Annotated in this window: 21 protein-coding genes; 16 read left to right on the plus strand and 5 right to left on the minus strand. The window is 57.3% G+C overall.

All coding sequences use genetic code 11. From position 1 onward, the window contains the following. Positions 1–381 precede the first annotated feature (381 nt). Positions 382–822, plus strand: a complete 441-nt coding sequence (locus AB4Z24_RS21760) for a recombinase family protein (RefSeq protein WP_441711623.1) — start codon at positions 382–384, stop codon at positions 820–822. Between the two features lie 520 nt (positions 823–1,342). On the opposite strand, the gene secD is transcribed toward AB4Z24_RS21760, so the two are convergent. Both secD and AB4Z24_RS21770 read right to left on the minus strand, forming a co-directional pair. Then, on the minus strand, positions 1,343–3,892 hold the full coding sequence (gene secD, locus AB4Z24_RS21765) for a protein translocase subunit SecD (RefSeq protein WP_441711625.1): 2,550 nt from the start codon (positions 3,890–3,892) through the stop codon (positions 1,343–1,345). A 9-nt stretch (positions 3,893–3,901) separates the two neighbouring features. Next, on the minus strand, positions 3,902–4,198 hold the full coding sequence (locus tag AB4Z24_RS21770; RefSeq protein WP_441711627.1) for a hypothetical protein: 297 nt from the start codon (positions 4,196–4,198) through the stop codon (positions 3,902–3,904). A 367-nt stretch (positions 4,199–4,565) separates the two neighbouring features. Between AB4Z24_RS21770 and AB4Z24_RS21775 the strand changes: the two genes are divergently transcribed. Both AB4Z24_RS21775 and AB4Z24_RS21780 read left to right on the plus strand, forming a co-directional pair. After that, on the plus strand, positions 4,566–5,687 hold the full coding sequence (locus tag AB4Z24_RS21775) for a class I SAM-dependent methyltransferase (RefSeq protein ID WP_441711629.1): 1,122 nt from the start codon (positions 4,566–4,568) through the stop codon (positions 5,685–5,687). 542 nt (positions 5,688–6,229) lie between these two features. Continuing rightward, positions 6,230–6,496 carry a hypothetical protein gene (locus AB4Z24_RS21780; RefSeq protein WP_441711630.1) on the plus strand — a complete coding sequence of 89 codons (267 nt, stop codon included), beginning with the start codon at positions 6,230–6,232 and terminating at the stop codon, positions 6,494–6,496. Between the two features lie 494 nt (positions 6,497–6,990). Here AB4Z24_RS21780 and AB4Z24_RS21785 read toward each other — a convergent pair whose 3' ends face one another. The 3 genes from AB4Z24_RS21785 to AB4Z24_RS21795 form a co-directional block, all read right to left on the minus strand. Next, the gene (locus tag AB4Z24_RS21785; RefSeq protein WP_441711632.1) at positions 6,991–8,292 is read right to left on the minus strand and encodes a hypothetical protein; all 1,302 of its coding nucleotides are present in this window, start codon (positions 8,290–8,292) and stop codon (positions 6,991–6,993) included. Positions 8,293–8,304: 12 nt separating this feature from the next. Beyond that, complete coding sequence (locus AB4Z24_RS21790; protein WP_441711634.1) at positions 8,305–9,174, minus strand: DUF547 domain-containing protein; 870 nt, start codon at positions 9,172–9,174, stop codon at positions 8,305–8,307. 85 nt (positions 9,175–9,259) lie between these two features. Continuing rightward, on the minus strand, positions 9,260–10,273 hold the full coding sequence (locus tag AB4Z24_RS21795; protein ID WP_441711636.1) for a radical SAM protein: 1,014 nt from the start codon (positions 10,271–10,273) through the stop codon (positions 9,260–9,262). 354 nt (positions 10,274–10,627) lie between these two features. Here AB4Z24_RS21795 and AB4Z24_RS21800 point away from each other — a divergent pair, with 354 nt between their 5' ends. The 13 genes from AB4Z24_RS21800 to AB4Z24_RS21860 all read left to right on the plus strand — a co-directional run. After that, positions 10,628–10,864 (plus strand): hypothetical protein, encoded by a 237-nt coding sequence (locus AB4Z24_RS21800; protein ID WP_441711638.1) that lies wholly within the window; start codon positions 10,628–10,630, stop codon positions 10,862–10,864. 138 nt (positions 10,865–11,002) lie between these two features. Next, on the plus strand, positions 11,003–11,983 hold the full coding sequence (locus tag AB4Z24_RS21805) for a hypothetical protein (RefSeq protein ID WP_441711640.1): 981 nt from the start codon (positions 11,003–11,005) through the stop codon (positions 11,981–11,983). A 116-nt stretch (positions 11,984–12,099) separates the two neighbouring features. Then, on the plus strand, positions 12,100–12,849 hold the full coding sequence (locus tag AB4Z24_RS21810) for a glycosyltransferase family 2 protein (protein WP_441711641.1): 750 nt from the start codon (positions 12,100–12,102) through the stop codon (positions 12,847–12,849). After that, on the plus strand, positions 12,849–13,382 hold the full coding sequence (locus AB4Z24_RS21815) for a rhodanese-like domain-containing protein (RefSeq protein ID WP_441711643.1): 534 nt from the start codon (positions 12,849–12,851) through the stop codon (positions 13,380–13,382). The genes AB4Z24_RS21810 and AB4Z24_RS21815 overlap by 1 nt, the downstream gene beginning before the upstream one ends. Before the next feature lie 50 nt (positions 13,383–13,432). Further along, on the plus strand, positions 13,433–14,485 hold the full coding sequence (locus AB4Z24_RS21820; protein ID WP_441711645.1) for a methyltransferase domain-containing protein: 1,053 nt from the start codon (positions 13,433–13,435) through the stop codon (positions 14,483–14,485). A gap of 97 nt (positions 14,486–14,582) precedes the next feature. Further along, positions 14,583–15,767: an FAD-dependent oxidoreductase gene (locus AB4Z24_RS21825; RefSeq protein WP_441711647.1), complete on the plus strand. Its 1,185-nt coding sequence runs from the start codon at positions 14,583–14,585 to the stop codon at positions 15,765–15,767. Next, positions 15,751–17,178, plus strand: a complete 1,428-nt coding sequence (locus tag AB4Z24_RS21830) for a dihydrolipoyl dehydrogenase family protein (RefSeq protein ID WP_441711649.1) — start codon at positions 15,751–15,753, stop codon at positions 17,176–17,178. Before AB4Z24_RS21825 ends, AB4Z24_RS21830 begins: the two co-directional genes overlap by 17 nt. Next, positions 17,175–17,870 carry a TVP38/TMEM64 family protein gene (locus AB4Z24_RS21835; protein WP_441711651.1) on the plus strand — a complete coding sequence of 232 codons (696 nt, stop codon included), beginning with the start codon at positions 17,175–17,177 and terminating at the stop codon, positions 17,868–17,870. Before AB4Z24_RS21830 ends, AB4Z24_RS21835 begins: the two co-directional genes overlap by 4 nt. Beyond that, positions 17,867–18,532 (plus strand): TIGR04283 family arsenosugar biosynthesis glycosyltransferase, encoded by a 666-nt coding sequence (locus AB4Z24_RS21840; protein ID WP_441711653.1) that lies wholly within the window; start codon positions 17,867–17,869, stop codon positions 18,530–18,532. The genes AB4Z24_RS21835 and AB4Z24_RS21840 overlap by 4 nt, the downstream gene beginning before the upstream one ends. 3 nt (positions 18,533–18,535) lie before the next feature. Beyond that, on the plus strand, positions 18,536–19,153 hold the full coding sequence (locus AB4Z24_RS21845) for a TIGR04282 family arsenosugar biosynthesis glycosyltransferase (RefSeq protein WP_441711655.1): 618 nt from the start codon (positions 18,536–18,538) through the stop codon (positions 19,151–19,153). A 124-nt stretch (positions 19,154–19,277) separates the two neighbouring features. Next, a complete protein-coding gene (locus tag AB4Z24_RS21850) occupies positions 19,278–19,988 on the plus strand; it encodes an aquaporin (RefSeq protein WP_441711657.1) in 711 nt (236 codons plus the stop codon). 282 nt (positions 19,989–20,270) lie between these two features. Further along, positions 20,271–20,804 carry a hypothetical protein gene (locus AB4Z24_RS21855; protein ID WP_441711659.1) on the plus strand — a complete coding sequence of 178 codons (534 nt, stop codon included), beginning with the start codon at positions 20,271–20,273 and terminating at the stop codon, positions 20,802–20,804. 42 nt (positions 20,805–20,846) lie between these two features. Then, the coding region (locus tag AB4Z24_RS21860) for an ArsR/SmtB family transcription factor (protein WP_441711661.1) at positions 20,847–21,103 on the plus strand (257 nt) is incomplete at its 3' end.

Genomic DNA, 21,103 nt, shown 5'->3' on the forward strand with positions numbered 1-21,103 from the left:
TCGCCAGCTGACGGCAGATTCCTCGAAGACGTCTCTGGGTAATTCCAAGTTCGTTCGCCAGAACGCGGGACTCTGTCTGCCAAACGCGCCGATGCAACTCTTCGCGCGTAAGTCTGATGGGAGCGGTCTTTTTCGGATCGTTCATCCGATCCCCACCTGGAAGTTCTGGACGCGTGAACCGTCAAAAACGGTCCTTTTTTGTGCAGCGTTGTTGCAGGATGGTTAGTACCCAATAAGCTCGGGGTTACAGGGACATTCGCAATGAAAAACGCGCCCTTGCAACCCGGAGCAAAAAGGACCCTTTTTGATACTTTTCCACTGCCTTCTCGTGCGCCGACTTCCGACGTCTGAAGAAGGTGCTGGTGTAACAGGGTTTTGGGAATGCTGATTGGGTATGCGCGCGTCTCGACGGATGACCAGAACCTGGATCTGCAGATCGATGCGCTCAATCAGGCAAGATGCGACCGCATTTTCTGCGACCAAGGATATTCAGGAGTCCTTCGAAGTAGACCAGCACTCGACGACGCGATGCTTCTTCTGACGCCCGGCGATACTCTCGTCACCTGGAAACTCGACCGCTTGGGACGAAGTCTTTCGCATTTGATCTCTCTTGTAGCTGAACTCGAGGTGAGGGGCGTAGCGTTCAGGTCAATTTCTGATGCTATCGATACACGTACGGCGGGTGGCAGGCTTCAGTTCCACATGTTGGGTGCGCTGGCCGAGTTTGAGCGCTCGTTGATTAGCGAACGTACGAAAGCGGGAATGGCAGCTGCGCGAGCAAGGGGTACGAGGCTAGGGCGGCCCGCAAAACTTACTGCATGAGACGTTGATCTTGTTCTTGCTCAGTCCCCCGTCCGCGTTTCGGCCGAGGCTGCGCGCAACCTGGATGTTTCGCGGTACACGCTACGGCGAGCTATCTCGATACGTCGAAAGCGCTAATATGCCGACAGCGTAAGGGATGTCTGTTGCGCTGCACTGCTAGACGTTCAATCCCGAGCCTGTGTGAAAACGTCCCCCGCCGGCGAGCCCTTAGAAAACCATTCCTTGGGCTGGCTCCCCTAGCCATCACGAGCGGAGATGATCGCGCCGAGCAGAGCGCTCGACGTCCGTAGCGCACGCGACTTGGAAAAATCTTCTAGCGGAGTTCGACACGCTGCCGTTTTCACACAGCCACTCCCACTAGCTGACATCGATATCGCGAATAAAACGGATGAACGGCCATCATCGGCGACGTCCGCTTACAAAGCAAAAGCAGTCATTGTGCTCGCGTGGCGCACACCCGATCATCATGCCGACCAGGAACACCGTCGGCATCAGTCGGTTCACGAAGATCGCGAAGAGATCAACCTCCTCGGGCCGCCCGCCTCAGACTATCAGAGGCGCCGGCGCCCGCCGGAACGACCTCAACGGGCCTTTGTTCTCCGAAAAGCTTCTCCCCTAGATTGAGAAGGATCGGAGCGGCGATAAAAATTGAGGAACTCGTTGCCAGAAGCAAACCGAACAGGAGGACCATTGCGAACTCATGCACCGCCGGTCCACCGAACAATGCCAAAGGAACAATCGCCAGGAAAAGCCCAATGGACGTCGCCACGGTCCGCGCGAGGGTTTCATTGATGCTGAGGTCGATCAACTGACGCAACGGCATTTTTCTAAAGCGATGAAGGTTCTCCCGCACGCGGTCGTAGACGACGATCTTGTCGTTGATCGAGAACCCCATGATGGTGAGAATCGCAGCAATCGAAGTCAGATTGAATTCGAAGCCGGTAATGGCGAAAAAGCCGATCGTCTTCGTCAGATCCAGAAACATCGTCAGAATGGCGCCGACGCCGAATGGCCACTCGAACCTGAACGCGATGTAGAAGAACATTGCAATCGCGGCGAGGCCTAATGCCATCAGGCCATTCTGCAGCAGTTCGCTGCCAATCGCCGGCCCCACGACATCGACGCGTCGAATTTCGGCTCCTGGCAACGCCTTGAGGATGCTCTCTCGAATAGATGCGATGCCCGCCTGCTGGGCCTGAGTATCGCCCTTGGGAGGTTCAAACCGCACGAGCACGTCGGTAGGCGAGCCGAACTCTCGAACCTGCACAGGTCCAAATTCCAGCGCACTTAGCCTGTCGCGCAACCCGGAATGATCGATAGGAGCCGGAGCACGCGCCTCGACGGCAACGCCTCCGGAAAATTCAACGCCCATTCTGAGGCCTGGATAAAACGCCAGTCCAATCGAAGCCAAGCTTAGCACCGCTGATACGATCAGGCCCGAGTAACGAGCTTTCATGAACGGGATGCTGGTGCCTTCGGGCAGAAGATGCCATCGCGTGCCAATCTGCAGCGACTTGGGGCGCTTATTTTGCAGCCAGTAGGACGTCAACAATCGGACGAGAACGATTGCTGTGAACATCGAGATGATGATGCCCATGCTGATCGTCAGGGCGAACCCACGCACGGCGCCGGCACCGAATATAAAAAGGATCAGCATCTTGATCAGTGTCGTCGCATTCGCGTCGACAATCGTGCGATAGGCTCGGCGGAATCCGCTCTCAAGCGCTGAAATGACTCCGCCACTCTTTCGCGCCTCTTCCCGGCTCCGTTCGTTGATGAGGATATTGGCATCAACGGCCATTCCGAGGGCCAGCAGGATGCCGGCGATGCCCGGTAAAGTGAGCGTCGCTTCGAGCAGCGACAACCCCGCGAGGGTCAACGCGAGATTTGAGAGCAGAGCTATCGCGGCGAAGATGCCAAACCGCCCGTAGATCGCGATAACGAAGCCGATCACTAAAATGAAACCCGCGCAAACCGCCATGAGGCCGGATCGTATCGATTCAGCGCCAAGGCTTGGACCTACCGTCCGTTCCTCCACGGCGTTGAGCGGAGCCGGCAACGCGCCGGCCCGCAACAATACAGAAAGATCGTTCGCACTCTGTGCTGAAAAATTGCCGCTGATCTGGCCCTGGCCACCAAGAATAGGCTCACGGATGACAGGTGCGCTGATCACCTTTCCATCGAGGACGATAGCAAAGGGTTCGCCAACGTGATGCGTGCTGACATCGGCAAAGCGCTTGGCGCCAACACTGTCGAGCCCGAAATTCACGACCCACTCGCCCGTTCGCGAGTCCTGGCCGGCACTGGCTTTCGTCAGATTCGCGCCGTCGACTTCGATGTGCCGGCGGACCGGGACGAGCCCTTCCTCGCCGCCATTCTCAGCGCGCGGCAGAAATTCCGTCTCGGAGTCCGCTTGTGAGCCCTCTGGCGCTACAAGACGGAACGTCATCTTTGCGGTCGATCCGAGCAGGCGCTTGATACGGTCAGGATCGGAGATGCCCGGCAATTCCACGAGAATGCGGTCTTGTCCCTGGCGGGCAACGACGGGCTCGTTGACGCCAACCTCATCGATCCTGCGCCGGACGATCGAAACCGACTGCTCGGTCGCCTTGGAAATTATATCGGAGATACCGGCCGATGAAAGTTTCAGGTTGAGTTGGTTTCCGTCGACTTTCAAGTCGACCAGCCGTGCGCTGCCAACGTCGCCGCTCTTTGCAATTATGATCTCCGCGAGGGCTCTCTCAGCTGCGCCTGCATCGGCCTCGCTCGCGAGCATCACTCTGACGCCCTGATCCGTGGCAGCGATGCCTTGGTTCGGCACATGTGCTTTTATCAACGCTTGCCGGACCTCGGCGCGCATGCTGAGCAACCGCTCTTTCACGACGGTCTTGGTGTCGACCTCAAGGACAAGATACGACCCGCCCTGCAGATCGAGACCGAGATTCACCGTACGTTGTGGAATCCATGCGGGCAGCGTTCCGGGCTTAAGAAAGTTCGGCACGCTTAGGAGGACGCCGAGGAAACAAACGCCGATGATCAGCGCGGACTTGAAGCGCGAGAAACGGAACATCGATGCTTCCTAAAGCGAACGCAGATACAGGCAACGATCGAAGACGTGACGTCCGGCGGTCGCCGCTAGAGCACGAGTCCTGCCGTAATCGCTCAAGCGGTTGAGCGGCCGCGACGCGGCGTCATCGGAATCAATGAGATTTGATGGTGCATCGCTTCGTGTGCCGACATAGGTCTCAAGAAAATGCGCAAGTGCCGCGAGCGCTATTCCCACCGCCGCCGCGCCGAGAAAGGCCACCGCCACTGCAACCCAAAATGGATGCTGAAATGGAGCGAGTCCATCCATGAGAGCGTTGAAGCCCGACATCGGAAATACCTCAAATGACGTATCGAAAGCGCCTGCGCAAGAACAGCCGGGACGCTCGCACACATCGCTGTATGAATTCGATGGAAACGGAGGAGCATAATTGTAAGAGAGGAATATAAAACACGGTGCGTTTTATAAAATGCGCGGAGTTGAAATCGACGCTGAACGCCGCAGCAACGCCCGAAACAAAGACACTTCTGAGTGAAGTACGCGAATATAAAGTAACGTCGGCGTGCTGCCTGCGATGCCAGCTTTCCGTTATGAGATTCTTAGAATTTCACCGCTCCGGTACCGTTGAGCTTTAACGGTCTTCTGACGAAGTTTTCGGCCCGGGCAGCATCCTATCGCTGCTCCAACGGAGACCAAAATGCTTCACATCGATGACATCAAATACTCAAAACTTCGCTCGAAACGTAAGGCCCTCGGGTCGGATGCGCACGAATTGGTCAGCGTTCCGAAGATCAGATCTCTTAATTCGTCGCCCGAGGGTCAAACGGCAAGCGCGTACAACTACGTCGGCAATGACTACGGCAGTTTCGCAGATGGGGATGGCGACAAATTAAACCCAGAACCGGCCACGGCTCACCGTTTCGCCCACGCCGATACGATCGTTTGGCGGGCGGTTCGCAGCGCGCTCGATGAGCTCCGCAAATCCGGGGCGTCAGAAGTACGCGTCCTTGACGCCGGCTGCGGCCCTGGGATCTGGACGAGAAGGATTGCCCATTACGCGAACCATATCGGGCTTGTGGCCACAGTGGTTGGCTTCGATATTTCCACGACCCAGCTCGAAATCGCGCGCAAAGAGGCGGAGCGCTGTCTGGCCCACTTTTCAAGTGAACCCAAACCAACTCTGGAATTTCAGGAGCGAGATCTTTCCAACCCGTTGCCCTGGGCCGCCAGATCGTTCCAACTTGTACTTTGCAATTATACGGTCCTCAATCATCTCACCGAACATTCGGTGCCCGCAGTTATCAGCGAACTCTGCCGCGTTTCGGCCGGCCAAGTGATCGCAACTCTGCGGGCCGTCGGAAGCGCTGCCTCAGCCTGCATCATAGGCATGGAGCACGTGCGGGAGTACCGCCACGATCCTGCGCGCGGTCATCTTGCGCTGACGCTCGATGACGGTAGTCAGCATCGGCTTCCCATGAAGATGTATTCCGCGCAAGCGCTCGAGGCGATGTTCCTGCCCCACGCCGACATTGTGGACCTCAGGGCAATAGACCTCTTCGTGAACAGGTTCGCGGCGGACGAGAACTGGACATCATGTCTTCTCGACCGTCTACCGGACCGGCCGAGCTTCGTAGAAAAGCTAAAGGAGATGGAGGAAGGTCTCTGCCGTCTGCCGGGCTGGATCGATCACGGAACGCACGTTCTCATCGTCGCAAAATCAAAATCATGCGCGAGCGGAACCTCAACTGAATCGGACCAAACACACCCTCAGTCGGGCTTGATTACATCCTTTGCCGAATTCCTCTCCAACAAATCGTGACGAACACTGATGCCTTGCCTGTGCCGAAGCGCATGGACGCGCCTCGGCGCGGACAAGTTGGAGATTGGAACGATTTAGGACGAGGGGAACGCGTGTCGGAAATTATTGGCTGGGTCGCTATCGCCATCGCCTGCGCCGCCTGTGCTTGCGTAATCAACTCTGCATTCGATGACGAACAGTAATTTCCGTGCGACGCAACGGCCCAGCCAGCATCGGGCTTATGATTTTCATATGCGAAATCAATTTGGCCATCATAGCGTTCGAACGACACGTCGCCTATCTCCTTCTGCTGGAGGATGACCGCGAATGGTACCAATCCTATCAAAATTTGGCTCCGAAGTGAGCGCGCAGAATTCAATAAGCTCGGGACTCACTTTCTTCTGCTGCGCACGTCTTGCGGAATTGAACTCAATCGCCGAGCGGGCCAGCCGGAGACCTTCTGTTCCTGATCAAACGCGTTCCGATGCGGGAGCCACACACGGCCCGGCATCTGCCCCAACGCGTCGACGATAGATCTCTTGTTTCGGGAGAAGCTGACAAACATGTTCCATAGCCAACCACAAATCCAGAATGCGATCGTCTACATCGAACAAGAAAAGAATGGCTATTGGTCGGTGACCGATGCCGATCATCGGTTCGGGGGTGTCTTCGGAAACCCGAATGCCGCGATAAAATTTGCCCGTGAAGAAGCTGAGCATCGCAAGACTTCGATCGTGATTGCGCCGACTTCTCACCCCCGGGCGGATTCGGAATTGAAACGCTTCTCCGCCGGAGGCGGCGGCCATGGAAACAATGTATTGACGCGTTGACGTAAGGCTGGCGCGTGGATCTGGTCGACGACGTCAGGTCTTGGCCCGAAGCGTCATTTGACGGACGTCTGCTTGGGATGGCATTGCGGGCGTCGCGCTGACGCACCAGGACGTCTTACGCGTTCGATGGTGGAGGTCCGCTTCCTCGGCAGAGCGGTCTCGGGCGTCTGCCTGCTTTGCCGAGAGAGCGGACATCGGGTGCGAGGGCAAACAGGATGTCCAGCGGCTTCTTTTGATACGTCTGCTATGACGCCGACAGAAGACACATTCTCTATGACGGCTCGGGGCCAAATGCGGACCTTGACGAGCCTATGTCGTTGCTCGAAAGCGTCTACCATTCTTCACGGTATATCTCAGCGCGTTGTTGATATCCGCCCCGTCGGAACGTTGAACTCCGGGCCACCGGGTGATCCGCCATGAGGTTCCGACCATCCCCTGCTTCCAGTGTAGAACGAATTGCGACGAACGAGCTCAGTCACGACCTGCCTCGTCTCTTAGATCTCCGTCTTCCCCAATCGTCTCGTCCGCACCAGCGGCACGACCCAAGCCGCGCTTAAATATATTGCGGAGGCAGTGAAAACTTCGAGAGGCCGAACCCATGCGGGATGATCGTAGAAACCGTGATCAGCAATACCGATGATGCCGGCAGTAAGATAGGCGAGCGAGATTGCTGGAAAGATGGACCAGGATATCGGATTAGGGCGCAAGCTCGCCCAAGGAACCGCCCAAAGAAAGTACCATGGATTGATGACGGGCGCGAATAGCAGAAGTGCAATCAGCCAGATGTCCGCAGGTGGGAAAGTATCCCGTTCCCGATACAGCCAACGAAGCATTAGAGCGCCGCTTAACGCGCATCCCAACGCGAGGCCGAGTATCCGGGCAGCAGCATCCCCTGCCAACTCCTTCAGCACAGCAAAACCCAGCGAATTGAATTCAAACCATTGCGCGAATTGTTGCAGCCCTGCCTGCTCGGTCGCGCCGGTCAGTATAAACGGCGCATACAGAGCAACTAGTGCGGTTCCGGCGCCGAGAGAAACCAAGCACCAGCGGCTGCGCACGAAACTTGGAGCAATGATGATCGCGAATGGTTTGCAGGCCAACGCCAGACCGAACGCCAAGCCGCTTCCTATAGAACGTCCCTTACGAAGCAGAGAAAAGCTTGCCACCGTTAGAAAAGCACCCACCACATCCGCATGCGCATTGAACGATATTTCGAAAATGACGAGCGGGCAGAGCGCGTATCGCAGTCCGGCGCGATATCCGCCCAGCCGGGCGACGAGCGCCCAGAGGCCCAAATCAAAAATGACGAATAGCGACTTGAGGGCGGTTAAGCTTGTCGGGGCGATCCAGGCCGACGCCGCGAAGACGTATTGAAGGGACGGCGCATAAATGGTCGGAATTTCAGGATTGTTGATCTGGGCTAGGACCACACGCCAGGCAGGGGCAACGCTAGCCTTTTCGAAATACGAGAATGGAGGTGCTCCGTAGGGAGTACCATCAGCCAAGAATCTGAAGCCGTCCCAAAGATACCGCGCCCAGTCATCTTCGTATACGGGGTGGCTCCAGATCCCAGCCATACGGACCGCGATGGCGCACGCTGTTGCCCATCTCAGCGCAAATAGCGGGAGCTCTTGACTGGCGAAGAAGAGAGCATAGGCAAGCCACGCTATCCCCATTGACATAACGAACGATAACGCGTGCACGGGAGGCGATTGCGCTAACCACGCGAGCGCCAGAAATGTGGTCAGGATCAGCGTTGAGCCGACCACACTGCGATTGATGGCAAAGAGCTTCACGCTTCGAGCAGATCAATGATCCGCATCATTGAGTTTCCAATTGTAGAAGAAGCCATCAATGCTCTCGAAGTGGCTGAGCCGTTTTGAAAGCGGATCAGACGCATAGGAGCGGAGATGCGTTATGACGGCTTTGTCGTCACCTCCAAAATCCTCTTTGAACCACCTGTAGATCTCCGAAACTCGCAGTGCCTTCTCTGATGCATCGACGCCGTGTGGGTCATTGATGAAGTCGCGCGCGGCACCATCAAGCTGCTTCTCGAGCTTGGCGCCGGTGAATGCTTCCGTCTGGAGATTCGGGCAGCCTATGGAGGCGCAGTTCAGCGCGTAGTGGACGCGCGGATCGTGAAAAACCGGCCGTAGAATGCCGTGCTCAATGTCATCGAGGCTTAGTTCAACCCCCCGAAGCTTCGTAACCTTTTTTTTCCACGGGCCGCCGGTGAAGGTCGCCACCAATCCGCCGCCGAGCGAAATATCTTTGATGGACGCGACCGGATAATGATCAAGAATGATGTCGATCGTTTTGGCATTATAAAGATTGGCAAGAAGGGCGAACTGCTCCGGCCGGTCAAGTGTTGCGGGATCCACGCTCTCCAGCTGAGAGATGTAATGTTTCAAGCGCTGGCGATCTTCTGGTAGGACAGACCTGTAGTCGAAGCTGGTCGTGCCTCCGTGTTGCTTGACGTATTTGCCGAGAATGCCATCCCAAGCGGAGTGGTCGATTACAACGTGCGAACCGTTCGCCGCGCTGGCAAAGAGGTCGGCAGGGGCGTCAGCCCGGGCTTGATGGCTGGCCAAAAGAAACGCGATGCAAAGCAAGCTTCGGCGCAGGAGCAGCGCGAAAAAAGCGCCGGTCCGACGCATGGTCTCTTGTGTTGTAAACATGAGCCCCCGCTCCCTTATGTTTGGGTCTTTGCGAATTGTTTTAAGACGAATGGTGCCTCGGATAGGTCGCCCGGTGTTGTGAACGTTATCCGTCAACCCGGCACGACGCCTTTCCGAGGACGCAGAAGCGCGAGCAATGGCGATGATTGAGGCTCACTGTCGACCTGGCGTCATCGAGCGTGCTGCCGAGTTCGAAGTCCTTCGCATAAGGAATCAAGGTACACGCGACGACAGCCGGGCTTTCTTCGCCCTTGCGTTTGAGAACCATACGCGACGAGGCACACATCACTTGGCGGGGACTAAGGTTCAGCTTCTTCCAGCATCCCTCGCTAACCTCTGGCGTGTTGTCGTCATCCAGCATCTCGGGGAACAGGATGAGGCGCGCACTGTCGGTGGCATCGATGTCGAGGCCAACTTTGGAGAAAAGCCGCTGATAGCCACGGCGCATCTCACCCTCGTCGATATTCCAGAGAAGCCTGCCTGCTATGGATACGTCAAAACCGTGCTTTGCGAGCCAGGTCAAACCCTCCAACGCAGGCCCCCAAGTGCGAGTGCCACGAATTTCCTCATGACCTTCCTGCTTGTAGTGGTCGAGCGAAACACGCAACGATAATCGACCGGGAAAGCGGGTTTGCAAATCCTGCAATGGTCCGCGATGCCTCTGCATCGGGCGCATTGCATTCGTCAGCACGAGTACTGAAAAGCCATGGGACAGGCTATCACCGAGCATGCCGATGATGTCGGGATTCATGAAGGGCTCGCCTCCCGTGAAGCCGATCATGCTCGGCTTCTTTGGGATCTGACGCGCTTCATCAAGAAACCGGCCGACCTCCGCTCGCGTGAGGTAAACGAGCTGGTCGTTCTTGGGAGAAGAGTCGATATAGCAGTTTTGGCAGGCGATGTTGCAGAGAGTGCCAGTGTTGAACCACACAGTCTGGTAGCCCTGAAACGGAACCTGCGCCCTAGGCTCTCCGGTGATCGTGACGCGGGGATCAGAGAACTTGCGCAGCGCGGCAGCCGGCGCAGACACAGTCGATTCAAGCACAGCTATCGTCATCACATCTCGCAGCAGGAAGTAACGGATGTTGGAACCCAGCACGTCGCTGTGCGCCCCGTCGCCACTCCATGCGAACTCCGCCCTCGACTCATCGTTTAAAGATCGAGCTTCAGCAGTCCAACGAAGAAAACAGAATATGCTTAGGCCTGGCGGTGATATTGCGGAGTTCAGTGCAACTGACGCAGGCCGCTTAATAGCCAAAGCAGATGGTGTGTAGTCGAAGGTTTGCGCGGCTCGATATCGCGGTCGTGCTCCGGCGCGCCCCTCACATATTCCCGCCGCTTTATTCCAAATTGAACAATACTCAGCAGATAAGATTATTTCCTGTTTCGTCGCTGAGCATATAGCGAGCGGAGGTCGAGTTGTGGCGACGCCATGACCAAAATGGGGAAATAAATGCGAACTGGTATTGTGGGGATAGCAGTGTGCGTTCTCGCCGGGCTTGTGGCGACGAATGCCGCGAACGCGTCCGGCAGCTATGGCGGCGCCAACGGATTCACTCCTCCGAAGAGCAAAAAAGAATCAAAACCCGCGGAAGCTTCCGAGCCGAAGAAAGGTTCGGAGCCGAAGAAAGAGAAGAAGAAGAAGTCCAGCGGGCTCAGTGCGCCTGGGGACTATAGCCGGAATTCATAGAGAACTTGAGAATGCCCGTCCGTGGGGGAGGGCGTCGACAAAGTCGAGTATGGGGGTTGCATAGAAATGAAGACTATAGTTCAAGCCGCGCGCCATTCGGGGCTGCGGCTGGCGGGAGCTGTGGCATGCTCTACAGCTATGATGACGATCCTCGGGACGTCTCAGGCCATGGCGCAGCAGTCTGCCTATGTGCCCAACAAAGGGGAACTCCAAACGTCGGTTGGAACGGTCTATCAAGACTACAATAGCGCGTGGCAAGGCAAGAGTTTCCAGGAATATCCGCGAACGACAACGATCCAGGAATATCTGGTGTCGATCTCCTACGGCATTACCGATGACCTATCGTTAGATGCAAGCACAGGCTACGGAACGCTCACCGGTGGTCTTTCAAAAGACCCCAATAGGGCTAACCCGAACGGCTGCTGGAACCAACCCCTCAATACGCTTGCGGGGCGGCAGTGCCAGGATCCTATTCCGCAAGGAAGCCGGGACGGTCGCCTCGATTCAACCATAGGCCTCCGCTACCGCGCGATCAGAGAGGACTCTGAGCGGTGGAATAGCTTGCCCTCAATTGCGATTTACGGCGCTGCGATCATTAAAGGTGACTACGAGCCGACGCCACAGGCGCTCGGTAACGGTGCAAACGGATTTAAAACCGGGGTGGCCCTCGGGCGGTATTTCAAGCCGATCGACTTCGGGATCAATGCTGGCCTCGAGTACCAGTTTTTGAAAGGTCCGCAAGACGTCGTGCCGAACAATTTGAACGGAAGTGTCGGTATTTACAAATTCTTGGGACAATATTTCGTTTCGAGTGGCTATCAGTTCCAGCACAGCCAGAGCGGCTGGGATACGGGGCAAGGGCCGTTTCCATCCAATCCGGACAACTTGCCGGCTAACTTAGTCGGTCCGCCGGATAGCCGCGACTACAATCGTATGCTGAACGCAGTGGGCCGAAAGGAAAATTGGCAGAGCTGGCAGTTAGGCGCCGGCTATGTGACGGAAGGCGGCACGGTCATTTTTGCTTCCTACACCGACGTGTTCGACGGCCGAAATACGGCCGATCGCTCGACATGGCAGCTAAATGTGACGGTTCCCAATCAACTTTTCCACCGGGACTGACAGCTGTATCCGACAGCAGATTGTATCCGGCTTCGTTGAAGCAGTGACTTTCTGATCTCTGCACTCGACGAAGCCGGAAACTAAACCAGCTGATCAAAAAATTAGGATCATTCCCGATGAGCCCGCGAGGATTGAGCATCGAGGATATCTTCGTATTGATCCCCGCGCTTAATGAAGCCGAGTCGATTGCCTCCGTGATCGGCCGTCTGCGGGCTTTGGGGTGCTCACATATCCGAGTGATCAATAACGGGTCGACGGATGATACGGCTGCAATAGCGCGTGGCGCCGGCGCTGTTGTCATCGATGAGCCGGTCGCTGGCTATGGAATGGCCTGTTGGCGTGGATTGCAAGATCTTCCAGAGCATGCCCGGTGGGTTCTGTTCTGCGATGCCGATGGCTGCGATGAGCTCGAAGCTCTCCCACGCTTCATCGCGGCCGCGAGAGAGGGGGCGGACCTCGTCCTCGCAGATCGTCTGAGCTTGTCCAATTCAGCGGAGAAACTGACGTTACCACAACGTTTCGGAAATCGCTTGGCTGTGGTTCTTATCCGGCTGGTCTGGGGAGCAAGGTTTAATGACCTTGGTCCGATGCGCCTCGTCAATCGGCTATTGCTTCATGAGATTGACATGAAGGATCGCGGGTTCGGCTGGACTGTCGAAATGCAAATTCGAGCAGCCCAGCTCTCTGCCTGCTTTACGGAAATACCCGTCGCCTATCAATCGCGGCGGCACGGACGTTCCAAAATTTCCGGAACCGTACGAGGCGTGATCATGGCTGGGACGACAATTCTCTCAACGATCGCGTACCACGCGCTTTGGCCGCGCGGTGCCGACCTTAAAATCGCTTCTCTCAGGAGAACTTTGTAGTGGCACGGACACCTATCATTATCGCCGCACTTGCGATCGCCGCTGCTGCGTCGGCGTACGTCTTCGGCTTGGGGTCGCATGCGAATGAAATGCTCGACCTGAACGAGATGATCGAGACCGTTCATCGCAAATTCCCCGACGTCAAACATGTAGATACGGGGGCTGTAGAGCGGCTTCTGAAGAGTAACGATGCCGTTCAGGTCATCGACGTCCGCGAACCCGAGGAGTTCAAGGTCAGTCACCTTCCAGGCGCCATCAATGTTCCACCAGGATCATCGGACGATGACATCCTCGCGAAGATCAAGCCGGACCATCCCACGGTCGTCTATTGCTCGGTGGGATGGCGCTCTTCCGAGATGGCCGAGCGCCTGCAGGCGGCAGGACGCACGAACGTCGTCAACTATGCAGGATCAATCTTTGCCTGGGCGAATGCAGACCAACCCTTGGAGTCGAGTGGGGGCGTCACCAAAGCCGTTCACCCCTACGACAAACATTGGGGCCGCTATCTAAAACCCGAGCACCGCGCCTTCTAAGCATTGGGTCGCAGCCCGAAAACTCACCCATCTTGTTCTGGAGACATCAAATGCACATCGACATCGTCAAGGAGTACTACGGCAAGACCCTGAAAACTTCGGGCGACCTGAAGACCAAGGCTTGCTGTACACCGGACTCAATGCCGGAACGCGTCAAGGAGCTCTTGAAGAACGTCCACGAGGAGGTCATCGCAAAATACTACGGCTGTGGTTTGGTCGTGCCCGAGCTTCTCGAAGGAAAACGCGTACTCGATCTCGGATGCGGGTCGGGCCGAGACGTCTATGCCTTGGCGCAGCTCGTCGGCCCGAAGGGTGAGGTCGTGGGCGTCGACATGACGCCTGAACAGCTGCTCACGGCGCGCGAGCATATCGATTGGCACATGCAAAAGTTCGGGCATGAAAAGACCAACGTTCGATTCTTGCAAGGCTTCATCGAAGCGCTTCCCAGTCTGGGGCTCGAGCCTGAGAGCTTTGACGTCATCGTTTCCAACTGCGTCGTGAATCTTTCCATCGACAAACCGGCTGTTCTCAAAGGCGTATTCGATCTCTTGAAGCCGGGCGGCGAATTCTATTTCGCAGACGTCTACGCCGATCGCCGGTTGCCGTCAGAGGTGCGGGATGATCCCGTCGTCTACGGAGAATGCCTCGGCGGCGCTTTGTATTGGGGTGATTTCCAGGCGCTTGCGAAGGGAGCTGGTTTCGGCGATCCCCGCCTCGCGACGAGCCGCAAAATCGAAATCGACGATCCTTACGTTCAGAAGAAGGTGGGCTCGGCGCAATTTTTCTCGGCGACCTATCGTCTTTTCAAAATCGCCGGATTAGAGCCGGTCTGCGAGGATTACGGTCAAGTCGTCGTATACAAAGGTGGGGTGCCCGACGCAGAACATGCCCTCACGCTGGACGGACACCATGTGATCGAGAAGGGCCGGTACTTCCCGGTCTGCGGCAACACTTGGAACATTCTACAGCAAAGCAGGTTCGAGCCTTACTTCTCATTTCATGGAAATTTCTCGACGCACTTCGGCGTGTTTGCTGGGTGCGGAACGACAATTCCGTTTGTGAGCGAGGGTGCATCAGGCGCAAGCGCCGGCGCTTGCTGTTGAGCACGATCGAGCAAAGGCCAGCGGTTGCGATCTCTCACGTCCGGCAGGAGGTCCATCTCCGCCGGGCTTGGAAGGCCGGCCCCTCGAAGAACCAGGCATGAAGAAGCTTTTACTCATCGGCGCAGGGCACACCAATGCCCAGGTACTACGCGCCTGGGTCGACGAACCACAACCCGGTGTCGAAGTTGTCGTCGTCGCGCCTTCGACGCAGGCACCGTATTCCGGAATGGTGCCCGGATGGCTCAGCGGCGTCTACGCGTTCGAGGAAGTCTGCATCGATTTTTTTGCCTTGGCACGCGCGGCCGGCGCCAAGTTCATCGTCGATGAATTGGCTTCGCTCGATCCTGATCGTCGCATTGTCCGCTTAGCCAGCGGCAAAGAGCTCGGCTACGATATCCTCTGCCTCAACGTCGGATCGACTCTCAATCCACCGCCCCTTTCGGATACCCTCCTGTTGCCTCTGCGGCCACTTGGGCGTCTTCGATCGGCATGGGATACCTTGCTGACCACCATCGAGGATGACGCAGGAACGGCGCCATTTATGGTGACAGCAGTGGGAGGCGGCGCGGCGGGCGTCGAGGCCTTGCTGGCTTGTCTTGCGCGCCTGCGTGCCAAGCAACCGGGACGCGTCATTCGAGGTCAGCTTGTGACCCGTGGCGCATCCCTTCTGCCTGACCTCGCACCTGGGGCCGTTAGAAGCGCGCGGCGCGTTCTTGAGCGAGCCGGTGTCACGATTCATCTTGCGACGCAAATCAACGACGAGATTGCAAGGTCCAGCGATCTAATACTGTGGGCGACCGGCGCTGAAGCGCATGCTTGGCAGCGCGATTGCGGCCTTGCCGTAAGCGAACGGGGATTTATCCGGGTCGATGCGCATTTGCGTTCCGTCTCTCATCCCCAAGTGTTTGCCGTCGGCGATTGCGCCGAATGGGCTGAGCCGCTTCCAAAGGCCGGCGTGTATGCTGTCCGAATGGGGCCGGCATTGGTCCAGAACGTAAAAGCCGCGCTAAGTGGTCTAGCCGATGGTCTGGGGCACTTTAGGCCTCAGAGGAATTTTCTTGTCCTATTGGCGACCGGCGATGGCAACGCGATTGCATCGCGCGGCCGGTGGTCTGCGCACGGCGCCCTCCTCGGTCGGATGCTCTGGCTTTGGAAGGACCACATCGACCGGAAGTTTCTTGCGCTCTTCAAGGTAGCCGCCACCGGGGACGAAGAGCACCGCCCCGCCGACGTCTTCACTAAGATCGAGCCGTCGAGGAGCGCGGATGGCAGAGCTCATTAAAGCCGATTTGTGCATCATCGGCGCCGGCTCCGCCGGGTTGTCGGTTGCGGCCGGTGCAGCGCAAATGGGCGCCCGGACGGTCCTGATCGAAGCTCACCGGATGGGCGGCGATTGCCTCAACTCGGGCTGCGTTCCCTCGAAGTCACTACTCGCCGCAGCGAAAGTTGCGCAAGCTGTTCGCGATAGCGCGAAGACCGGAATTGCATTCCATGAGCCGCGCGTCGAATTTGCGCAAACGCGACGTTACGTTCATGACGTCATTCAAGCGATAGCCCCCCACGACTCGGTCGATCGGTTCACAGGGCTCGGCTGCCACGTGATCCAAGCGCCTGCGCGTTTTATCGATCGCAAAACTGTGGCGGCCGGAGATTTTCAGGTTCGCGCCCGTCGTTTTGTCATTGCGTCGGGAAGCCGACCTTACGTTCCTCCCATCGAAGGTCTCGAGAACACGTCTTACTTCACCAATGAGACGATCTTCGAAAACACGGTGCTGCCGGAGCACCTCATCATCATCGGCGCGGGCCCAATGGGGGCCGAGATGGCGCAGGCGCACCGGAGGCTCGGTGCGCGCGTAACCTTGCTCGACGCAGAACGGCTGCTGCCGAGAGATGATCCGGAAGCGGTCGAGGTTCTCCGCCAGAGACTTTCATCTGAAGGCATGGAAATTATCGAATCTGTCAAAATCGTTCGTGTCGCCTTGTCCGGTTCGGAAATCGACATCACGATCAACGACAACAGTCGCGAACGAACGCTTCGCGGATCCCACTTGCTCCTTGCGGCAGGAAGACGCGCGAACGTCGCGGGCCTCGGTCTGGAACAGGCGGGGATTAAATACGACGAGAAGCGCATTGATGTTGACGCGCGACTTCGTACGACGAACAAGCGGATCTTTGCGGCGGGCGACGTCATTGGCGGCCAACTGCTCACGCACGCCGCCGGTTATCACGCGTCAATCGTGCTCAAGAACGCGTTGTTTCGTATCCCGGCCAAGAAATCGGCGAGCGATCTCCCCTGGGTGACGTATACGGATCCCGAGTTGGCGCAGGTCGGCTTGACGGAAAGTTCGGCCAAACAGATTCACGGCGGCTCCGTTCGTGTCCTACGCGCAGATTTCGCGCAAAACGATCGCGCCAGGACTGAGGGAACCTCCGATGGATTTCTGAAAGCTGTGGTTTCGAAGAGAGGCAGGATTCTCGGCGCGACCATCGTTGGTCCGCACGCTGGAGAGCTGCTTCTGCCCTGGACCCTCGCCATCGCGCAAGGAGATAAAATCGGCGCGTTGGCTGGTCTGACGGTGCCCTACCCAACCTTGAGCGAGATCACCAAACGTGCGGCTGGCAGCTACTTCACGCCAGCACTTTTTTCACCTCGGATCCGGCGATTGGTCCGTTTCCTCGGAGTATTCGGATGACCCTGAAGCGCCTTTTGCCGCTCCTCGTGCTTGTTGCGCTTTTGATCGGCGCCTTCGCGCTCCGGCTCGATCGCTATGTCACCCTCGATGCATTGCGCGACAACAGAGCGGCACTCTCAGATCTGGTCCAGAACCACTCGATATTGTCGGGGCTCATCTACATTCTGGTCTACATCGTCGCGGTGGCTCTGTCGTTTCCCGGCGCAACCATTCTCACTCTCGCGGGAGGTCTGCTCTTTGGCGCAGCTTTGGGAGCATCCTTGACCGTGATCGGCGCCACGGCGGGCGCAACGATCCTATTCTTGATTGCCCGGTCTGCAGCCGGTGACGTTTTGCGCCGTCAGGCCGGCCCTTTCCTCGCGCGCTTGTCAGAAGGATTCAGCAGAAACGCGTTCAACTACTTGCTTTTCCTTCGGTTGGTTCCGGCGTTTCCATTTTGGGTCGTCAATCTAGCGCCAGCCATCCTCGGCATGCGGCTTTTGCCGTATGTCGTCGCCACAGGCATCGGCATCATTCCCGGAACGTTTGTCTACTCGGCTTTTGGAGCAAGTCTCGGAACGGTGTTTGACGCCGGGCGGGAGGTGCATCTGAAGGATGTCCTGAGCCCGACGCTGATAGCTGGCCTGGTCGTTCTTGGGTTCTTGTCGTTGCTTCCTATCCTGCTGAAATCGAGGGCGAGACAACCGCATTGACGTTATCGATAGTAATACCGACGTTCGAAGCTGGTGCGACCCTGGCACAGACGTTGGTGTCGCTGGGGGACGCTTGCGAAGTTCTGGTTGTCGATGGCGGCTCACATGATGACACCGTTCTGATAGCGGGGCGTGCCGGAGTTCGTGTGCTTCACACGCAAAAGGGGCGCGGGTGCCAGCTCGCGGCAGGAGCGACGAACGCTCGCGGCGACTGGCTCCTCTTTCTGCATGCGGATACCTGCCTTGAACGTGACTGGAAAGCTGCGGTCACGTCGTTTATCGAAGATCCCTCCAACACGGCGAAGGCTGCGGTATTTCGTTTCCAGTTGGATCATGGGTCCGCCGAAGCGCGACGATTGGAGGCAATAGTAGACTGGCGTGTGCGCCGGCTCGGGTTACCCTACGGAGATCAAGGTTTGCTGATCCATCGGGATTTCTATCACAGCATCGGCGGCTTTCGCCCCATTCCGATAATGGAGGACGTCGATCTTGTTCTTCGAATTGGCCGCAGTCGTTTGGAAATTCTACCGATCGCAGCAAGAACCTCGGCAAAGCGCTGGATGGAACGGGGATGGGTTCTGCGAAGTGCACAGAATATCTTCTGCCTGATCCTCTATTTCGTCGGCGTGCCGACGCGTCTCATCTCACGCGTTTATCACTGAGCAATGTCCTTAGACCGCCATCTTGTTCTGTTTACGCGCTACCCGAGCTTCGGCACGGGGAAGCGCCGTCTCGCGGCCGGCGTCGGCGGCGCGACAGCACTACGCTTTCAGAGAGTGAGTCTTTCACACACACTGCGACGACTGGGCCACGACCGGAGATGGAGAACATGGCTCGCGGTCACTCCGGATCGTTCCGGGCCTTGGCCGGGCCAGTCCGATGTCGTGCCGCAGGGCAAGGGCGACTTGGGGCAACGTCTGGCTCGCGTCTCCTCTCGACTGCCACGTGGACCGATGCTCATTATCGGCAGTGATGTCCCGGGCATCACCAAAGAGCTGGTGGCCGAGGCGTTTCATCTGCTCGGGAGGCACGACGCCGTTGTTGGTCCGTCTGCAGATGGAGGCTATTGGGCCGTCGGGCTTCGTCGCCGTCCCCGTCTAATAAATCCCTTTAGAGCTGTCAGATGGTCTTCGCCAAATGCCCTCGAAGACACCTTGGCTAATCTGCGGGGGCACTCCGTCGGCAGGCTTTCGTCTCTGGACGACATCGATGATGCCGATGCCATGGGACGATATCCAAATTGGGCCATCCTACACGCGTCGCGCCTTCGAGCAGGCCGGTGAATGACATCTCCTTTCAACGATCAACTATTCCAGGAATGCTGCTTTGCTTTCCCGATAAACGCAGTTCGCAAGATAGCAGATGTGAGCTAGGCAGAGGCCGAACGAAAGATGGGGGATAGGCGCAATGGCACAATATTCGGATTTTAGGCGCGCGGGGTCCGAGTTCCTCGGGAGCGCCTTTTTGCTTGCGACGGTCATAGGATCCGGCGTCATGGGCGCGAAGTTGGCTGGCGGAAATGATGCACTGGCGTTGCTCGGGAATACGATCCCTACCGGCGCGATACTTGTGGTGCTCATCACCATGCTCGGACCGATCTCCGGCGCGCACTTCAATCCTGCGGTTACGGGAGTATTTTGGCTTCGCGGCGAAATCACTGCACGCCTCAGCTTACTCTATGTTGTTGCCCAGATAGCAGGAGCCGTCGCCGGTGTTTTCGCCGCCCACCTGATGTTCGATCTTCCGCTTCTGCAGTTGTCCGAGAAGGTCAGAAGCGGAAGTAGCCAATGGTTCGCGGAGTGGGTGGCGACCTTTGGCCTCGTTTTGACGATCCTTGCGACCTTGAAGGCAAGACCCGCCGCAATTCCCGTGTCCGTGGGCCTCTACATTACAGCCGCCTACTGGTTTACTGCGTCGACCTCCTTTGCGAACCCTGCCGTGACTTTTGCGCGGGCCTTCTCCAATACATTCGCGGGCATCAGACTTGCTGACGTTTCACCGTTCATTGCCGCACAGCTTCTTGGTGCCGTTACCGCCCTTGCTGCTGCTCGCTGGCTTCTCGCGGAGAGGGCAGATATTGCAGAGCCCGGATTGGCAGCACCAGCGCCTGCGGAATAGGTGCGTACTAAAACCGTCGCCATCAAATCGTAAATTGGTTTTGGTGTTCTTATGCGGTTGCCGTGGGCTCTCTCAGGAAAGCTAGGCGATTGGCCACGATCACAGCCACAGAGACGACGAAGGGTACGGACATACGGGTGGTGTTCTAAATAGCCATTGAGGTGTCAAGCACCGTACTAGTTTGACTGCCTCGCGTTCGGCTTCGTTCAACACCTTCGTATCCCGTGTCTTCCGAGTAAGGCGGCCTTTTCGGCGAATCACGCGCTGATGTAAAATCTCGGGATGGAAAAATATCGTCTTGCTCTTACCGCTGACGAACAGGCGACCCTTGCGCAAATCGAGCTGCACAAGATGGACCACGCCATTTACTTGGCGAACCAACAGCCGATCCTGTCCCTCATTGCCTCGCTAAGGAAGCGCGAGGCCGTACCTGCCCATCGCCTCCGCTACTGGACCGATCCTGACTATCATTCCGGTCGGCAGAAGACCTCCCATAGAGGCATCTTCGAGCGAAGTGGCAGGCGCGGTGATGAGATCTACATCAGCCCGAGTTTCATCCCGTACTTGCGGTATTTCCTTTTCGGACCCGACCTCCCCGACAGAGTTATCGAGGACTTCGTCGATCAGGTTGGCAATCCCGATTGGGTTTCGTCCGGCGACGTCACGCCCATGTGCAAGTGTGCGCGGAAATTGGTTCGTGACCACGGCCTTGATAAGTACCGTGCATCCGATGAGTTCTTCAAGCTTGCTCTCGAGATCGGCCTCTATCTCTCCTATGCCGAGGCCGTGCGCGACGACGTGAAGGGAATGCGGTAAACAGATTATTGCATACTGCAAGAATCCTTGTAATATGCACCCATGATCGACAAAGACGCCGTCACCTGCCTTGCCGCGCTGGCGCATGACCAGCGCCTTGCCATCTTCCGCTTGCTGGTGCGGGAGGGACCCTCGGGCCTGCCTGCTGGCGAGATCGCCGATGCGGTGGAAGCGACGCCAACAGGCGCGTCATTTCATTTAAAGGAACTGGATCGGGCGGGGCTCATCCACGCCACGCGGGTCGGCCGTTACATCCGCTACGCGGTTCACTTCGACAAGGTGCGCCAGCTTCTGACCTT

This window comes from Hyphomicrobium sp. 2TAF46, from assembly GCF_052114865.1.
Lineage (GTDB): Bacteria > Pseudomonadota > Alphaproteobacteria > Rhizobiales > Hyphomicrobiaceae > Hyphomicrobium_B.

Excerpts from the sequence above, each read along its gene's own strand:
- AB4Z24_RS21780 (WP_441711630.1), top strand. The coding sequence starts at position 6,230 with ATGTTCCATAGCCAACCACAAATCCAGAATGCGATCGTCTACATCGAA.
- AB4Z24_RS21845 (WP_441711655.1), top strand. The coding sequence starts at position 18,536 with ATGTCCTTAGACCGCCATCTTGTTCTGTTTACGCGCTACCCGAGCTTC.
- AB4Z24_RS21830 (WP_441711649.1), top strand. The coding sequence starts at position 15,751 with ATGGCAGAGCTCATTAAAGCCGATTTGTGCATCATCGGCGCCGGCTCC.
- AB4Z24_RS21850 (WP_441711657.1), top strand. The coding sequence starts at position 19,278 with ATGGCACAATATTCGGATTTTAGGCGCGCGGGGTCCGAGTTCCTCGGG.
- AB4Z24_RS21805 (WP_441711640.1), top strand. The coding sequence starts at position 11,003 with ATGATGACGATCCTCGGGACGTCTCAGGCCATGGCGCAGCAGTCTGCC.
- AB4Z24_RS21820 (WP_441711645.1), top strand. The coding sequence starts at position 13,433 with ATGCACATCGACATCGTCAAGGAGTACTACGGCAAGACCCTGAAAACT.
- AB4Z24_RS21770 (WP_441711627.1), bottom strand. The coding sequence starts at position 4,198 with ATGTCGGGCTTCAACGCTCTCATGGATGGACTCGCTCCATTTCAGCAT.
- AB4Z24_RS21855 (WP_441711659.1), top strand. The coding sequence starts at position 20,271 with ATGGAAAAATATCGTCTTGCTCTTACCGCTGACGAACAGGCGACCCTT.
- AB4Z24_RS21800 (WP_441711638.1), top strand. The coding sequence starts at position 10,628 with ATGCGAACTGGTATTGTGGGGATAGCAGTGTGCGTTCTCGCCGGGCTT.
- secD (WP_441711625.1), bottom strand. The coding sequence starts at position 3,892 with ATGTTCCGTTTCTCGCGCTTCAAGTCCGCGCTGATCATCGGCGTTTGT.
- AB4Z24_RS21825 (WP_441711647.1), top strand. The coding sequence starts at position 14,583 with ATGAAGAAGCTTTTACTCATCGGCGCAGGGCACACCAATGCCCAGGTA.
- AB4Z24_RS21810 (WP_441711641.1), top strand. The coding sequence starts at position 12,100 with ATGAGCCCGCGAGGATTGAGCATCGAGGATATCTTCGTATTGATCCCC.
- AB4Z24_RS21760 (WP_441711623.1), top strand. The coding sequence starts at position 382 with ATGCTGATTGGGTATGCGCGCGTCTCGACGGATGACCAGAACCTGGAT.
- AB4Z24_RS21790 (WP_441711634.1), bottom strand. The coding sequence starts at position 9,174 with ATGTTTACAACACAAGAGACCATGCGTCGGACCGGCGCTTTTTTCGCG.
- AB4Z24_RS21775 (WP_441711629.1), top strand. The coding sequence starts at position 4,566 with ATGCTTCACATCGATGACATCAAATACTCAAAACTTCGCTCGAAACGT.
- AB4Z24_RS21835 (WP_441711651.1), top strand. The coding sequence starts at position 17,175 with ATGACCCTGAAGCGCCTTTTGCCGCTCCTCGTGCTTGTTGCGCTTTTG.